General features: G+C 41.7%; 12 protein-coding genes. 6 read left to right on the top strand and 6 right to left on the bottom strand.

Annotated elements, in window-relative coordinates; all coding sequences use genetic code 11:
• Nucleotide 1 precedes the first annotated feature (1 nt).
• The 4 genes from NXS07_RS03265 to metC all read right to left on the bottom strand — a co-directional run bounded on the left by NXS07_RS03265 (nt 2) and on the right by metC (nt 3,718).
• Nucleotides 2-301 carry a hypothetical protein gene (locus NXS07_RS03265; protein ID WP_258086162.1) on the bottom strand — a complete coding sequence of 100 codons (300 nt, stop codon included), beginning with the start codon at nt 299-301 and terminating at the stop codon, nt 2-4.
• Between the two features lie 329 nt (nt 302-630).
• Nucleotides 631-1,470 carry a 2,5-didehydrogluconate reductase DkgA gene (dkgA, locus tag NXS07_RS03260; protein WP_038225056.1) on the bottom strand — a complete coding sequence of 280 codons (840 nt, stop codon included), beginning with the start codon at nt 1,468-1,470 and terminating at the stop codon, nt 631-633.
• Between the two features lie 187 nt (nt 1,471-1,657).
• A complete protein-coding gene (locus NXS07_RS03255) occupies nt 1,658-2,329 on the bottom strand; it encodes a DedA family protein (RefSeq protein ID WP_258086161.1) in 672 nt (223 codons plus the stop codon).
• Between the two features lie 195 nt (nt 2,330-2,524).
• Complete coding sequence (gene metC / locus NXS07_RS03250) at nt 2,525-3,718, bottom strand: cystathionine beta-lyase (protein WP_258086160.1); 1,194 nt, start codon at nt 3,716-3,718, stop codon at nt 2,525-2,527.
• 348 nt (nt 3,719-4,066) lie between these two features.
• Here metC and exbB point away from each other — a divergent pair, with 348 nt between their 5' ends.
• From exbB to NXS07_RS03230, 4 genes are all read left to right on the top strand, one after another.
• Nucleotides 4,067-5,059 (top strand): tonB-system energizer ExbB, encoded by a 993-nt coding sequence (exbB, locus tag NXS07_RS03245; RefSeq protein ID WP_258086159.1) that lies wholly within the window; start codon nt 4,067-4,069, stop codon nt 5,057-5,059.
• 6 nt (nt 5,060-5,065) lie between these two features.
• On the top strand, nt 5,066-5,491 hold the full coding sequence (exbD, locus tag NXS07_RS03240; RefSeq protein WP_258086158.1) for a TonB system transport protein ExbD: 426 nt from the start codon (nt 5,066-5,068) through the stop codon (nt 5,489-5,491).
• Nucleotides 5,492-6,265: 774 nt separating this feature from the next.
• Entirely contained in the window at nt 6,266-7,480 is a 1,215-nt protein-coding gene (locus NXS07_RS03235) for an alpha-xenorhabdolysin family binary toxin subunit A (RefSeq protein ID WP_308686591.1), read from the top strand.
• A gap of 42 nt (nt 7,481-7,522) precedes the next feature.
• Nucleotides 7,523-8,575, top strand: a complete 1,053-nt coding sequence (locus NXS07_RS03230; RefSeq protein WP_038205036.1) for an alpha-xenorhabdolysin family binary toxin subunit B — start codon at nt 7,523-7,525, stop codon at nt 8,573-8,575.
• A 111-nt stretch (nt 8,576-8,686) separates the two neighbouring features.
• Here the strand turns inward: NXS07_RS03230 and NXS07_RS03225 are convergent, their stop codons facing one another.
• Nucleotides 8,687-11,116, bottom strand: a complete 2,430-nt coding sequence (locus NXS07_RS03225) for a beta-N-acetylhexosaminidase (protein ID WP_258086156.1) — start codon at nt 11,114-11,116, stop codon at nt 8,687-8,689.
• A 712-nt stretch (nt 11,117-11,828) separates the two neighbouring features.
• Here NXS07_RS03225 and hypB point away from each other — a divergent pair.
• The gene (hypB, locus tag NXS07_RS03220) at nt 11,829-12,737 is read left to right on the top strand and encodes a hydrogenase nickel incorporation protein HypB (protein ID WP_038197914.1); all 909 of its coding nucleotides are present in this window, start codon (nt 11,829-11,831) and stop codon (nt 12,735-12,737) included.
• A gap of 111 nt (nt 12,738-12,848) precedes the next feature.
• Here hypB and NXS07_RS03215 read toward each other — a convergent pair whose 3' ends face one another.
• Nucleotides 12,849-13,487, bottom strand: a complete 639-nt coding sequence (locus NXS07_RS03215; RefSeq protein WP_038205030.1) for a TetR/AcrR family transcriptional regulator — start codon at nt 13,485-13,487, stop codon at nt 12,849-12,851.
• Between the two features lie 533 nt (nt 13,488-14,020).
• Between NXS07_RS03215 and NXS07_RS03210 the strand changes: the two genes are divergently transcribed.
• Complete coding sequence (locus tag NXS07_RS03210; protein ID WP_308686590.1) at nt 14,021-15,166, top strand: porin; 1,146 nt, start codon at nt 14,021-14,023, stop codon at nt 15,164-15,166.
• Nucleotides 15,167-15,180: the final 14 nt, after the last annotated feature.

Here is a 15,180-nt window from a genome sequence, read left to right as displayed (position 1 = left end):
ATTAATCACTCCTTGAATGCTCATCATAATATCCCTTGTCAAAATACAGTCTAAAGCAGACGGAATAGATCATGCCATGTAACAGTGCAATCACGATAGAGCCGTAAGCGACGATATTGGGAATGGAAACGCTGACAATCGGGACTCTATCGAAGCGAAAGATATACATATGAATAGCAATCGCAACTACCGTCAGAATAATGCCAGATACATTATGATGAACATGATTTGATAATAGGAACCGTTTCACCAAAAAGAAAAAAGGGATCAGCATTAATAAAGAAATTATGATGTAAGTCATTATCATTTACCTTAAATATTATTTAAGTTTAACCTTGTGAATATTAATATAGGTTACTATCATGGTGGCCGCATTTTTTATGCATGTCACTTATATTAATGTTGTTTGAAGCAATGAAATAAGCCTAGACCAGACAATATAAATAAATAATCAACATAGTTATTATTTATAATATCGATTTTTCTAATGATTTTTGGTGTTTGAATGGCGGTTTGTTCGTGAGATGCGGATGAGCATTTGCATGGCCTGAACTCTATTTTTGCGAGTTCAGGCCTTATATGGATTAAACAATGGAATATTTATTCAAGTGAATCTTATCCGTATTTATATTATTTGACGTGATCGCCAGTATAAGTATCGGGGTTTGGCCCCATGCGTTTGCCAATATCCAATTCAGCCATAGCCGTTAAATCTTCTTTTTCCAATCTGAAATCAAATACATCAAAGTTCTCTTTGATACGGGAAGGCGTGACAGATTTGGGAATAGCAATCATGCCGCAGTCAAGGTGCCAGCGAATCACGATTTGCGCAGGGGTTTTTTGATATTTAATGGCCAGATGTTGAACCAATGGGTTGTCAAAGACGCCTTTTCCACCTTGTGACAATGGGCTCCAGGATTCAGTCGTAATATGGTGAGTTGCATTCCATGAATGCAGTTGTCTTTGCTGCATCAGAGGGTGCAATTCGATTTGGTTGATTGCGGGAACGACGCTCGTTTCTGACATCAATTTCTGTAAGTGTTCAATGTGAAAATTACATACACCAATACTACGAGCCAGCCCAGATTCTTTCAGTTCAATAAGTTGCTTCCAGGCTTCAACATATTGATCCTGATGAGGAACAGGCCAGTGAAGTAAATAGAGATCGATGTAATCAAGTTGCAGCTTATCCAAACTTTCTTCTAATGCTGCTTTGGCATCTTGGTGGCGATCATTCCAGAGCTTAGTGGTGACGAAAATTTCTTCACGCGGGATATCGATTTCCTTTAATGCTTTTCCGACTCCGCTTTCGTTGTGATAAATCGCCGCAGTATCAATGGAACGATAGCCAACCTCCAGGGCAGTGCGAACAGCTTTAACAACCTGATCATTACTCGCTTGCCAAACGCCTAGCCCCAATTGTGGCATAAGATTGCCATCAACGAGCTTAATAATTGTCTGCTGATCCATTTTTTATCTCCTTTAGGTTACGTCACTTCTGGATCGAGTATAACGACTTCGGGATAAATAAAACGTGATGCAATGTATTGTTTATCATCAGTTTTATGATGAATGACAACCGAAATATGGTTAGTGAAATAGGTAAGTTTTTGGCTATACCGACAGTATTTTAAATAGAGGTAAGCGACAAGTATGTTTACTTACTTTTTTTTGATGATGTCTTTTTGTGACGCCAGTACATCAACAGAGAAGCGAAAAGCCCGCTGAACAACAGAATGACAGGCAGGATCATCAAAATATTCATGACCAGATCCTGATGTGCTTTAACGAAGGGGATCTGATTCAAGATATAGCCAAAACTCACGATAATCATGACCCATAAGAAGCCACTTAACCAATTAAAAAATTGAAAACGTTTACTATTTAGACCAGAAATACCGGCAAATGTTGGCAGGAGAGTGCGGACAAAGGCTAAAAAGCGTCCGACAAGCAAAGCGGCCAAGCCATGTTTAGCAAACAATACGTGGGCACGCTCGCGATATTGCACAGGAAGCTGGGCAAGCCAGTTTTTGACAATTCGAGTATGGCCGAGCCAGCGCCCCTGTAAGTAACCCAGCCAGCATCCCAGACTGGCGGCGATGGTCAGCAATATAACCGTAGGGATGAAGCTCATGACGCCTTTGGCAATCAGGGCGCCAGAAAGTACCAGCAGGGTATCGCCGGGTAAAAAAGCGGCTGGCAGCAAGCCGTTTTCCAGAACCAGAGTGACAAAGAGGACACCATAAATAATCCAGATGACCTCGGGATTGGTGAGTTGGGTAAAATCATGTTGCCAGAGTGCATGCATGATCTCGCTTAACTTTTCCATTATTTATCCTGTAATTTCTGCGAGTCATTAAAAATACATGCCAACCAGTGTACCGCAAAAACGCGGAAGGGGAGTTGATTTGATTCAGCATCGGGTTTGATTCAGTTTATGAAGAGAGGAAATCAACCGTGGCTATCTGCAATAGAAAGACAGCCATGATTTTTGTAAAGATTTCTGGAGTACGGTCTTTTGGGGCTAAAGAGGTGCAATACGGGCAAAACCGGCTGACAGATCATCAATCAGGTCTTGTGGGTTTTCCAACCCAATATGCACGCGGAATAATGTTCCCGTCTTTTTGAGGGGGTTGTATCGACGCAGCGCAGTGAGCATGTCAGGCTGAATACCCAGAATCAAGGATTCAAATCCGCCCCATGAAAATGCCATTTTGAAATGATGTAAATTATCCAGATACTCAGCGAATTGCTGAGGGGTTAGTTCGACTTTCAGCAGGAAGGAAAATAGCCCGCTGGTGCCGGTGAAATCACGCTGGAAATAATGATGCCCCGGACAAGAAGGCAAAGCGGGGTGATAAACTTCGGCGACTTCTGGCCGCTGGGCGAGCCATTTGGCGATGTGTAGGCTGCTCTCTTCATGATGTTTTAAGCGAATTGCCAGTGTACGCAATCCACGGGTTGCCGTATAAACCGTATCGGGATCGGCAATTTGACCCAGTAGATACGAACTTTCTCTGAGTTGATCCCAGCAGCGTGCATTAGCGACCGCTGTTCCCAGCATGCCGTCTGAATGGCCAATGATATATTTTGTGGCCGATTGGATGGAAATATCGATGCCAAAATCCAGCGCCTTAAAGAGAATGCCGGCCGCCCACGTATTATCGATGATAATGACAATCTCAGGATTGATCTGGCGGATAGCGCGCACAATGGCCGGAATATCCTGCACCTCCATAGTGAGGGAGCCGGGGGATTCAAGAAAGACGACTGTTGTGTTTGGCTTAATCAGTGATGTAATCCCTTCTCCGATCATCGGGTCAAAATAATCAGTGGAAATGCCCATCTTTTTGAGAATGTGATTACAGAAATCTTGCGTCGGTTCATAAGCACTCCCTGTCAGCAGAACATGATCGCCTGTTGCCACAAAGGCCAGAATCGCATGGGTGATCGCTGCCGCGCCGGAAGGATAGAGAGCACAGCCTGCGCCGCCTTCTAGCTCCGCCATCGCTTCCTGAAAGGCGAAATGAGTCAGCGTGCCACGGCGTCCATAGAATAACTCACCCTTAGCCCGGTTTTTCAACGCATGTTTCAGGTCTTCGACGGTGTCGAAAATGATGGATGAAGTGCGTTGGATGAGGGGATTGACAGCACCTTGGGTATATTTTTTCTTTCTGCCTGTACTGACCAATAAGGTCTCCAGTTTCTTTTCGGTCATATGATTTTCCCTTAGCTGCCGGTCGCTGATTGTTCGAATAATGATTAGCAACTTAAAAGATTTAGGGCAGTTTGTGCAAAGAGATTCGAACAACTTGACGAAAATTCAAGGTGATCTGAAATGGAAACAGAAGAACACTTTGATGAAATTATTCCTTTAATTATCACTTTTTTGTTAAATAGTAATGATAATTACTATCAAATCGCTCAATGTCTGATATCATTTGCGTCGGACTTTCTCCCCTCGTAATGAGAAGCCTGATTCAGGGCATATTAGGATTAGCAAGATGCGTAAATACAATTCATTGCTAAGTAACAGAATTCACAAGAAAGAGAGTAAGGCTAACTGATGCGTAATTTGACAGCTTCTATTCTATTGGCACTCGGATTAACCGGTTCAGCATGGGCTGATACAGTACCCGTCACAACAGCGACTTCGCCAGAAAATCAGGCAGCCGTCCAGGTAGCCGCTCCGGCAACATCCGCACCCGCACTTTCTACCGCTCCGCAGGTAGATGTTCCAAAAACTGAAGCACAGCAAGCGGGTGAACCGAAAACTGATGCCCAGAAAGCTGATGTTCAACCCGCGGCTGAAACGAAATCTACTGAACTTGTGGACGAATCTGAAAGCCTGTCCGGTGGTTTTGCAACGGATCTTTCCGTTTGGGGCATGTATCAAAATGCGGATGCGGTAGTAAAAACCGTTATGTTGGGGTTGGTGATCGCTTCTGTCATTACATGGGCGCTCTTTTTCTCCAAAGGTACTGAACTTTTAATTGCTCGTCGCCGTTTACGCAAGGAACAATGGGCATTGGCTGATGCAGCCAATCTGGATGTGGCAGCGAAAATTGCTTCAGATTTCGGCAAGCAAAGTATCAGCCGTCTGTTGTTGAGTGAAGCTCAGTCTGAACGCGCTCTGTCTGCTGCAAGCACTGACAAATCAGGCACCAAAGAACGTACTTCATTCCGCATGGAGCGTGCGGTTGCTGCAATCAGCCGCCATATGGGGCGTGGTAACGGCTATCTGGCGACCATTGGTGCCATTTCACCGTTTGTCGGCCTGTTCGGTACAGTGTGGGGGATTATGAACAGCTTCATCGGTATCGCCCACTCACAGACCACTAATTTGGCCGTTGTTGCTCCAGGTATCGCAGAAGCATTGCTGGCGACCGCACTGGGTCTGGTGGCAGCAATCCCAGCGGTAGTCATCTATAACGTTTTTGCCCGTGTTATTTCGTCATACCGTGGTCAAGTAGGGGATATGGCGGCACAGGCAATTTTGTTGCTGGGTCGTGATCTTGATCTGGCTGACAGCAAAGCAGAAAAAGCAGAAGCAAGGTAATCAATTATGGCGATACGTCTTAATGAAGATTTGGACGATAGCGGTGAATTGCATGAGATTAACGTCACGCCATTTATTGACGTGATGTTGGTGCTGCTGATTATTTTCATGGTGGCAGCACCCTTGGCAACGGTAGATATTAAGGTAGATTTACCGGCATCGTCAGCTAAACCACAACCGCGACCAGAGAAACCGGTCTTTCTGACCGTGAAAGCGGATCATCAGTTATATGTCGGTGAGCAGTTGATTGAGCGTGACAAGCTCTCTTCAGTATTGGATCAGACAACTCAGTTCAATAAAGAAACCACGATTTTCTTCCAAGCGGATAAGACGGTGGATTATGAAACCTTGATGAGTGTGATGGATTCCCTGCGTAAAGCGGGCTATCTCAAAGTTGGCTTGGTAGGAATGGAAACCGTTGCCGCTCAATAAGTTTCATTAGCGCCTTATCTGAAAATGAAATCAAACTGCCCGAATAGTGATATCGGGCAGTTTGATTTTTTTTATCTAAAATTTAGATTAAGTCATCATGACTCTTATATTATGAGGATTTATTGGTTATTAAATTAATATTTAAAATAAACTATTGGTGATATTTTCATAATAAATAGAGAATCATTAAATAATAATTTATCCCTTAACATTCACCAAATTAAATTAGACTTTATATAAAAACAGGTTTGTTGAAAACACCAAATATGGAATTGAATAATTCTTTTTTGGAAAATTATTCTATATCCTTATATCGAGGTATTATTTTACTCCTTACCTATATTATATCCACTTTAACTATATGGAAATAGTGAGTGATAACCCTTACTATAATATGATTTAAAACCACCAGAAATTGAGTAATAATAAAATAATCCAATAGTTTCCGTTAAGGAAATAATAAATAAATCTAATTTTATTTATATTGAGATGCTTATTTAATAAAAATAAATAAAACAAAACTACCGGATTAAGATATATTTGTGGATAAAAGAACTACCTTTTCGCATTAACGGCAACGTAAATACTCATTTAATAACATATTGAAATAAAATTATTTCCAGATGGAAAAATACAAAGGTATATTAATCCTCAATTAAGGTAACTCATGAAGAAACAATACTAACTTAATTGTTATGGATATTGGTGTGCTTTGTTTTTATCTTAATATATTGACCATTTTTATTTAAATAATCATCACTAATGGATAACGATATGTCATTAAGTCAGTTTTCAGCAGAAAGTACGATAAATGGAGCAGAGCTTCCCGCCATCACCTTAAAATTATTGACGAGCCAAATCGACGGTGTAGCCCGTCCTGGTGGAATCTTTACTAAAGAAGACCTTATTCGTATTAAATCATATGTTAAACAAAGTTTGTCACTCCCTTTTACTTTGGAAACCGTAAAGAGTTATATCGGTTACAATGATATTGATATCGCTGGATTGAAACCCGCAGATATTACCGATTTGTTTAAAGAAATTCATAACCATGCACTTAGCTGGAGCGGCGTGGAAGAGGATGTTCAGCAGCAGAGTATCAACCTGGAAAGCGCGGGAAAACAAATTACCGGAACGGGAGAAGATATAATCAGCATTATTAACGAGATGCCGATTATTCAACGTGTAAAAACGAAGCTGGGAGATTTAACAGAGAAGCAATTGGCTGAAATAACTTATACCAGTGACGATAAAGAAATATCAGTCGAATTGGGAAATATCCTCACTAGCATGGCGAAAGATATTAAGAGTCAACAGGTAAAAACTCAACAGGTCAAAACAGCGGTATCTGATTTTAAGCGCACACTGATTGGTGGCACGTTATCAAACGGCAAGAAAGCTGATGGATTACAGCCACAGGTCAATAATAAGAAAAAACTGATGAAAGATAATAATCTTTCTACCACGATCAAAGATTTGAATACGAAAATCACTGAGAAAAATAACGAGATTGATCAACTCAAAAAAGACTACGATAAATACGTTAGCTTGTCATTTTCCGGTGCACCGGGCGGTATTATCGGGCTGGCTATTACCGGCAGCATTTTTGGTGACAAAGCGGAAAAAGCCCGTAAACGGAAAAATGCACTGATTGATGAAGTCAGCGGTTTGCAAGATCAAGTTAAAGGTAAAAGCGCATTACAAACGTCTATTCAAAATTTGGCCTTACAGTTTGGTGACATTGATATCCGCATGCTGGATGCGGAAGTTGCTCTGAACCACCTGGACTTTATGTGGAGCAACATGCTGACTCAAATTAATACCTCCAAGGATAAATTTGCCGAAATTAAAGATGCACTGAAACTCACCTCTTTCGTGATAGCATTCAAACAAGTGATTAGTCCTTGGACAGAAGTTCAAGGTTCTGCTGCGCAATTAGTTAAAATTTTCGATGAAGCCTTGGCAGAATATAAAAAGCTCAATAGCTAATCTCCTCTCAGAATTGCTTATAAAATAACAAGGAATTGTAAAATGTCTGAAAATATCATCTCACAAAAAGAAATCGTGTATCCAGAAATCAATATAAAAGCCCTGAATCAAGCGGTAAATAATATCTGGCGTCTGGCGCAACGACAAACATCGGGTATTGCAATTATCGAGGAAAAAACCAAGCGGATAAGTCTTTATTGCCGTGATTTCGATGAAGCTGTACGCAGTTCTCTATCGCAATTGGAACCCACTCTAAGACAGTTGGCCACGCAAGAATATTTTCAAACGATTACTGAAATTGATGAGGCTTTGGCAGACTCCGATCTGAATGATGACGATCGCAGTGCTCTGCTGGAAGAACGCGAGCAATTGATTCAGAATTTGGCGAAAGATATCGATCATGTTATTTCCAATTTCCGTGATGAAACGAATCAGCTGACTGGCAAAATTAACGACATTCGCAATATGGTGATTTCAGAGCGGCTGGGAGACCTTCTGGCGCAAGCTCAATCACAAAAAACGGAATTGCAGAGCGCTATCGAGCAGAAAGCCGCAGAACAAAATAAACTGGATGCGGATCGGGCTAAAATTATCGAAAGTCAGGATGTTATCCGCCAGAATAATATTGCGGATATGTTTAAAGACTTTATCCCCAGCGGCAATGACATCGATAAATTGGATTTCACCCAGCCTAAAAAAGAAGCCATCAAACAGGCGATTAAACAAGGTGTGGAGATAGCCAGAAAAATACTGGGCAAAGTCTCCGAAGGGCTGAAATATGCGGAGCTGGCTGACGCTCGAGTTAAACTCAGTGAACAAATAGATCAGTTGACCAAAGAATCTGACACTCTGAAAACCACGTTACAGGAAACAGAGCAACGTCTTTCTGGCATAACAGATACGATACAAATCGACGAAGAGCGCACAATTCTCCTCGCTGAAGCGGTCAAACTGGAACAAGCGTGGAATTCATTCGCCAATCAACTACGAAATTTATCGGGCAGCCAAATCAATCAGAAAGATCTAACCAGCCTGATCAACAGCCAATTGGATTTTCTTGATAATCTGGCATCGCAATACAATATGTTGAAGTAAAAGATGTTGAAATAAAAAATATTTCTTCATCAGACGGTAAAAACAGGGCTGAGAACAGGGTTTCTCAGCCTTTTTCATAACAGATTTGATCTTTACTCTTTACCTGCTTAATCAATCAGTTTGGCGATCCAGATAATTAAGCAGTTTTTCTAGAGGATATACTGCCCGTATTATTACTTCATCACGCATCTGTGCGCCTTGTGCTAACAAATTTCGCGCATCCTGCCGCTGTTTGAGCGTCAAGTTTTTTCCCGCTTTCAGGTGATCCAACATGAGTAATCCAAGCCCGGCGATGGCGCTGACATCGTTGGCAACTGGAACCAGATCACGCATCATATAATTCGATTTGACGATTTTCATTACAGAATCATGATTATTCTGCCAACGAACCCAGTGATCACGTAATGCAAGCTCTGCTTGTTGATCTTGCTTATTCGCCAATAGACGATCGATCAGCGTATCTATTTCCCTGACGGTATGACTTTCTGGTCCCAGTGCATCGGCAAAACGGTAAATGGGTTCATATTGATGGTAATTACCGGCCTGAAATTTGGCATGATGGCGGGAGTAATACTGAGCCGGCTCCACCGCCTCAGCCAAAATCTGCAATGGTGTAATATCCGTACTGTTTGTCAAACGGGTCATCAGCCGCTGGCTATTTGCCTGCTGCTGCAAACCGACAGAAACGGTTGTCCACGTATCTATCGCCTGCAAGCGTTGGTACATGTTCTTTTCATCGGTGATATTCTTGGCAGACCAAAGTCGCTCGGCGATGGCAAAGGTGCGAGGCCAGAGTTTAATGTCCAGTACTTCAGCGGTCACGTTCTCTGACCACAACGTAGCTTCAGCCCCCAGAATATTTGTCTGATGGCGACTTTCTGGCACGACAGGAAGTTGACCCGTTGGAACACTGTCCAGCTTTTCTCCTGTGACCGGATAGCGCACATTGCCCACCAAAATATAGCCGTCTGCGGTTTTCTGTTTTTGATTGAGATCCATCACTGGCGTAGTTTCTCCCATCCAACTATCCAGCGTAAACCTGACGACGTTCCCTTGCCAGACAATGTCATTGACGGCACGACGCGATTTCCCCGTAAAATCAATAAAACCGCGCCATTGACCTTGGCCATCCTCAATCAAAGTAAAACTGCCCGTAATCGGGTTGCCTTTTAAACGGGGCATATTGAATGACCAGCTTTGCGCCGTTTCCTCTTTTTTCACGCGCTCATCAATACGGAGTACCTGAGGTAAAATTTCATTGCGGTAGTGATATGCCGTACTTTGCGGTTGGTCGAGATAAAATCCCGTGGATAAGATCCCCTGATAGCCATCATCTGCGGTTTTCCCCAGCGAATCCTGTCCCTGCCATGATTGAATGACGATGGTATGAGGCAGTGCCGGATGATAGATTTCATCCCAGCCCACCATCTTGCGGCCATGTTTCTCAAGGATCTTTTCCAACGCTTGATTGAACCATGCGTGTAGGGCATGAGGATCTTTCAGGCCTTTTTCCTGCATGAATGCCTGTATCTTGGTGGAAGCCTGCCATTGAGAGGCATTCACTTCATCACCACCAATATGAATATAAGGATCAGGGAAGATGTCGGCGACTTCAGCAATTAATCGATCGGCAAACTGATGAACTTGTGGATTGCTCGGATCAAGTGTGGGTTTGTGGACTCCCCATTGGCGCTGCATCTGATAAGGCCCGTCAGCGCTGATTAATTCTGGATAGGCAACAGCAATGGCAGAAGCGTGGCCGGGGAAGTCAATTTCAGGTACAACCCGGATGCCCAAGCGGGCGGCATGAGCGACGACATCACGCATCTGGGTTTTGCTGTAAAACATGCCATCGCTGGCGAGCTGTTGCAATTTAGGGTAATAGTCAGAAGCAAAACGCCAGCCTTGATCATCGGTTAAATGCCAATGAAAGACATTCATTTTGGCTGCTGCCATACCATCCAACTGACGTTTTATCGCGTCTACAGGCAAAAAATGGCGAGCTGAATCGAGCATCACGCCCCGCCATGAAAAACGTGGATTATCGGTAATATTGACCAACGGCAGGTAAGTGCCTCTGGCATCGTTTTGCAGCAATTGCAGTAAGGTTTCCATCCCCCGCATGGCACCAAATCGGCTCTCTGCTTGCAGAGTAGCCCCTCGGTTATCAATGATCAGTTGGTAGCGTTCATCGCTGTCGGGTTGGGGAATCGGGGGCATTTTATTGGTGATGATGATTTTGATGGTGGGGAACGAATAGGCAACGGAATGGACTGCCCTGATAGAAGGAAGACGGTTATTGGGTGGCAAGATCCAACCTGTTTGGGCTTCAATCCGGCCTCGCCATAGGGATATGGCATCCTGCATGTCATCTCCGGTTATTTCGATATTCAGTTGTCCGCTGAGATCAAAACGCCCTTGTTGCACGGAAATCTGTTGTGGCCACGGCATAAGGGGAAGATTTTTCGTTGAAACAGCCATTGATGAAAAACTACAGGTCAAAGTGGTGAGCAATAGTAGATGGCGCAAGGGGAATTTCATGGGTTTCCTCTTCTGATCTCAAGATGAACAATGATTCTGTTCGTTAATATCCTATCTGATTAGATTTTTCCGCATAGAAAAATAAATAAATCCTATGAGTATGAAATGGAACTGAGGTGATAATTTTTCAGTGGCGTAATCTGGTTTTTCTATTTTGATAAACCAAATGGAAAAGTAATTTATTTAATTTAATATTTATTATATAAAATATAACATTAATAAATTATATAAATAATTTTAGTTATTATTTCTTGTTGTTAATATTGGAATTGGAATTTAAAAGGATTATTGGTTTTATTTTGTTTATTTTACTTTGACTATGTCAAATAATATTAATGTTAAATATTGATTGGGTGATTTCTATTTTGTTTTTCTGATATTGATTAATGATTTTTTCTTAACGTAATTGATGTGATGCCATAATGAAATAATCATTTTATTTATCATGAATGTGAATAGACAGCATGTTAATTTGCGGCTAGTCTTATTTTTATTATTACTGAAACGTTTTTTGTTTGTCATTGATCTGATTTTTTATAAATGTGGTGATTTATAAAAAATCTCCCCCGTATCAATCAGCGCTATTGGATGTATTTATAGTGTTTGGTGTCTGGCTGAAAATCAGCAGATTTTTCTCAATGAGAAACAAAGATACGTTTTAGTTTCAGTATCGTGATACCGATATTCATTAAAGTTGAGTAGGAGCTGAGTGATGAGCATATATGGTTATGGAGAAAGGGGCGAACCTGCTCATTCTTATCCGGAGCAGGGAACTGATTCTCAGAGTGGGGATTATGCCGCGGTGGCAGATAAGAAACCCAGACAATTTCATGCAGACATTCCGCAAAACAGCAGCCAGCCTATTATCGTCCACCACCACTACTATCACCATAATGGTGATGTACATCATCATTACCACGGCAACGAACAAATGCCAGAATTTGATGTGCCTGTATCTGACCGTTGCCAAAAGCAGATGCTGCAAATTGAACTGGATGTATTAAGCCAGAATAATCACATTGCAGAGTGCAACCGCCGGTACTTTACCCTCCACCATATTTTGGCGCTGAATCTGATATCTAGCCCAGGCTCAGGTAAAACAACACTACTGATGGCCACACTGAATAGATTACGGGATAAAGTTGCCTGTGCTGCTATTGAGGGGGATCAGCAGACGAGCCATGACGCTGACCGTATTCGAGCTGTGGGAATTCAGGCCGTCCAGGTGAATACAGGGAAGGGATGTTACCTTGATGCCGAAATGGTTCGTGAAGCTACCCGGCAATTGAAGCCGGCCGAACACAGTTTATTATTTATTGAGAATGTCGGGAATTTAGTATGCCCAGCCAGTTTTGATCTTGGCGAGCAGCATAAAATTGTTATGTTGTCTGTCACTGAAGGAGAAGATAAGCCGTTAAAATATCCGATGATGTTTGCTGAAGCTGAATTGATGATCATCAACAAGGTCGATCTCCTGCCTTATCTCAATATTGAATTGGAGGCCTGTATTCAAGCCGCCCGCTGCATTAACCCCGATATCGACGTGATTGCACTGTCTGCGTCCACAGGAGAAGGGATTGACCAATGGTTATCGTGGCTGGAAGCTCGCTTGTCTGCTTGATTCCGTTTCATCAGAAAATGCAGGTTGGCTGGGAAATGGGCGCTGAGAGCATTGATATTTCAGCGCCAATGGTGTTATTGCCATAAGATTGTATTAACAAGTAAAAAAGCGTTATTTCTTTACCAAACTCAGTTCAAGCAACGTTATTGCTGCTGCAAGGTGAGGAGTAATATCTGTTTCTGGCAGAGGTGGCGTGATACCCAGAGCCATTTGTCTGAGTGGTTCTGCAATGACCATTGAAAGGACTAATTCACTGATAATATTATAATTCAATTTTCTCAGTAACCCTTTTTGATATTGGCGCTCCAGCCAATTGGCCAAAATTATTTTGTCTCTTTCAAAAACACTTTTTTGATATTTTTCTAGTAGCACTTCCCGAAAAGGGAAATTAGATTGCAGTAATTTGAATAACCCCACGGCATCTGTAGACAGTAATTTCTGAGCTATTTCTCTCAAATGTTTTTCTAATAATTTCATTGCCTGTTTAAAACTACTGGCATCTTTCTCAAAAGTAGGGGTACAGCTATCTGTCCAGCGCAGTACAATTTGCTCAAGCAAGTCTTCTCGATTTTTGACAAAACGATAGAGTGTTTTTTTTGCAATACCGGCTTTTTGGGCAACCACATCCATCGTGGTCGTACTATAGCCTTGGGTAAAAAGGAGAGAAAGAGTGACCTCATGAATTTTCTGGCGTATTTCTTGTTCAGGAATTGTGGGGCGACCTCGTGGGCGTGGATATTTTTTTTCCATTTTAGCACCTTATGAATTGTTAATATTTGTACTTTATTGGCGTGATCCTATTAAAAACAAACATTACTTATTTACATAAAAATGAACTTAAATCAAATTTCACCAGTTACAGGACTTACAGCCAGTTGTCAATGATGTCAAAGATGATTACTACGGAATCTATCGTAATTAGCAATGAGAAAATAGATTTATTAATGATAGAGATTACTTTTTATTACTTTTTATTACTTTCTTTATCATTTCTAACTTACTGTTTTTAGTAACTTATTATCATAATTAATGCTACTTGGTGATTGAATTTATACCTGCTATGTGATTTCCTTCACAGGATGGCATTTTTTGTTAATTTTTGTTAGCAAAACGTTATTTTGGATCTTAGTATCGTTGTTGCTTGTTACAAATTTAACCAGTTAGTAACAATAGCGTGTAAAACCCTGCCCACCTAAATGGTTTCTTTCAGAGAAAGTATTTCTTAGAAAGTGTATTTATTGGTAGTGGCTAAATAAATAACAATATTAATGAGGATTATGATAATGATAAAACACAACGCAATAGCAATGGCAATTCCGGTTCTCCTCATCGCTGGCACAGTAAATGCCGCTGAAATTTATAATAAAGACGGTAATAAAATTGATTTATATGGCAAGGCAGATGTTCAGCACTATTTTGCCAAATCAGGGAATAAAAAGAATGGTGATAATTCTGTCGCTCGTCTGGGGATCAAAGGAGAAACCCAGATTACGGATCAGTTGACGGGGTTCGGGCGTTGGGAATACAACATGGGCGCAAGCGGGTCTGAAACCGAAGGTGCTAAGAATAACAGAACACGTCTGGCTTTCGCCGGGTTGAAATTCGGCAAGTACGGCTCACTGGATTATGGGCGTAACTATGGTGTGGTATATGACACCAACGCATGGACGGATGAATTGCCATTCTTTGGTGGTGACTCCATAGCTGCGACCGATAATTTCTGGATGGGGCGTTCGACAGGGTTATTAACATACCGTAATACTGACTTTTTCGGATTGGTGGACGGGCTTAAGTTTGCCCTGCAATATCAGACTAAAAATGACAGCAGCACCATTAATGGCCGTGATGATATTTTGAGACAAAATGGTGATGGTTTTGGTCTTTCCAGCTCCTATGATTTCGGTAATGGTATCAGTATGGCTGCATCATATGGCAACTCTAACCGAACTTCCGCACAAAAAAATGGGACTGACCAAACGAAGGTTGTCGCCAAAGGGAGCAATACTGAAGCATGGCTGATGTCTGTGAAATATGACAAAAACAATGTTTACCTGGCAGCTATGTATGGTGAAGGCCGTAATTTAACCCGATTTGGTAAACTCGATAATTATGTTTTGTTCGCAAATAAAACTCAGAACATCGAACTGACCGCTCAGTATCAGTTTGATTTTGGTCTGCGCCCATCAATAGGTTATGTTTATTCTAAAGGCAAAGATTTGGGTGGAGATAGTGAGACTAACGTGCTGGCTGCTAAAAATTCTGAAGATTTAGTGAATTACGTCTCTGTCGGTGCTTACTATAATTTCAACAAAAATATGGGCACTTATGCTGAATATAAGATCAACTTGATGAAAGACAATGAGTTCACCAAAAAAGTGAACATCAATACGGATAATGTTCTGGGAGTTGGTTTAGTTTATCGGTTCTGATTTTATCAGCCAGA

The sequence above is a fragment of the Xenorhabdus bovienii genome, assembly GCF_024721015.1.
Classification (GTDB): domain Bacteria; phylum Pseudomonadota; class Gammaproteobacteria; order Enterobacterales; family Enterobacteriaceae; genus Xenorhabdus; species Xenorhabdus bovienii.
The sequence above is the reverse complement of the archived record's forward strand: the minus strand, read 5'-3'. Positions and strand labels throughout refer to the sequence as shown.

Bases quoted from the DNA above. Each gene is read 5' to 3' on its own strand.
- NXS07_RS03265 (WP_258086162.1), bottom strand. From the start codon at position 301: ATGACTTACATCATAATTTCTTTATTAATGCTGATCCCTTTTTTCTTT.
- dkgA (WP_038225056.1), bottom strand. From the start codon at position 1,470: ATGGATCAGCAGACAATTATTAAGCTCGTTGATGGCAATCTTATGCCA.
- NXS07_RS03255 (WP_258086161.1), bottom strand. From the start codon at position 2,329: ATGGAAAAGTTAAGCGAGATCATGCATGCACTCTGGCAACATGATTTT.
- metC (WP_258086160.1), bottom strand. From the start codon at position 3,718: ATGACCGAAAAGAAACTGGAGACCTTATTGGTCAGTACAGGCAGAAAG.
- exbB (WP_258086159.1), top strand. From the start codon at position 4,067: ATGCGTAATTTGACAGCTTCTATTCTATTGGCACTCGGATTAACCGGT.
- exbD (WP_258086158.1), top strand. From the start codon at position 5,066: ATGGCGATACGTCTTAATGAAGATTTGGACGATAGCGGTGAATTGCAT.
- NXS07_RS03235 (WP_308686591.1), top strand. From the start codon at position 6,266: ATGTCATTAAGTCAGTTTTCAGCAGAAAGTACGATAAATGGAGCAGAG.
- NXS07_RS03230 (WP_038205036.1), top strand. From the start codon at position 7,523: ATGTCTGAAAATATCATCTCACAAAAAGAAATCGTGTATCCAGAAATC.
- NXS07_RS03225 (WP_258086156.1), bottom strand. From the start codon at position 11,116: ATGAAATTCCCCTTGCGCCATCTACTATTGCTCACCACTTTGACCTGT.
- hypB (WP_038197914.1), top strand. From the start codon at position 11,829: ATGAGCATATATGGTTATGGAGAAAGGGGCGAACCTGCTCATTCTTAT.
- NXS07_RS03215 (WP_038205030.1), bottom strand. From the start codon at position 13,487: ATGGAAAAAAAATATCCACGCCCACGAGGTCGCCCCACAATTCCTGAA.
- NXS07_RS03210 (WP_308686590.1), top strand. From the start codon at position 14,021: ATGATAAAACACAACGCAATAGCAATGGCAATTCCGGTTCTCCTCATC.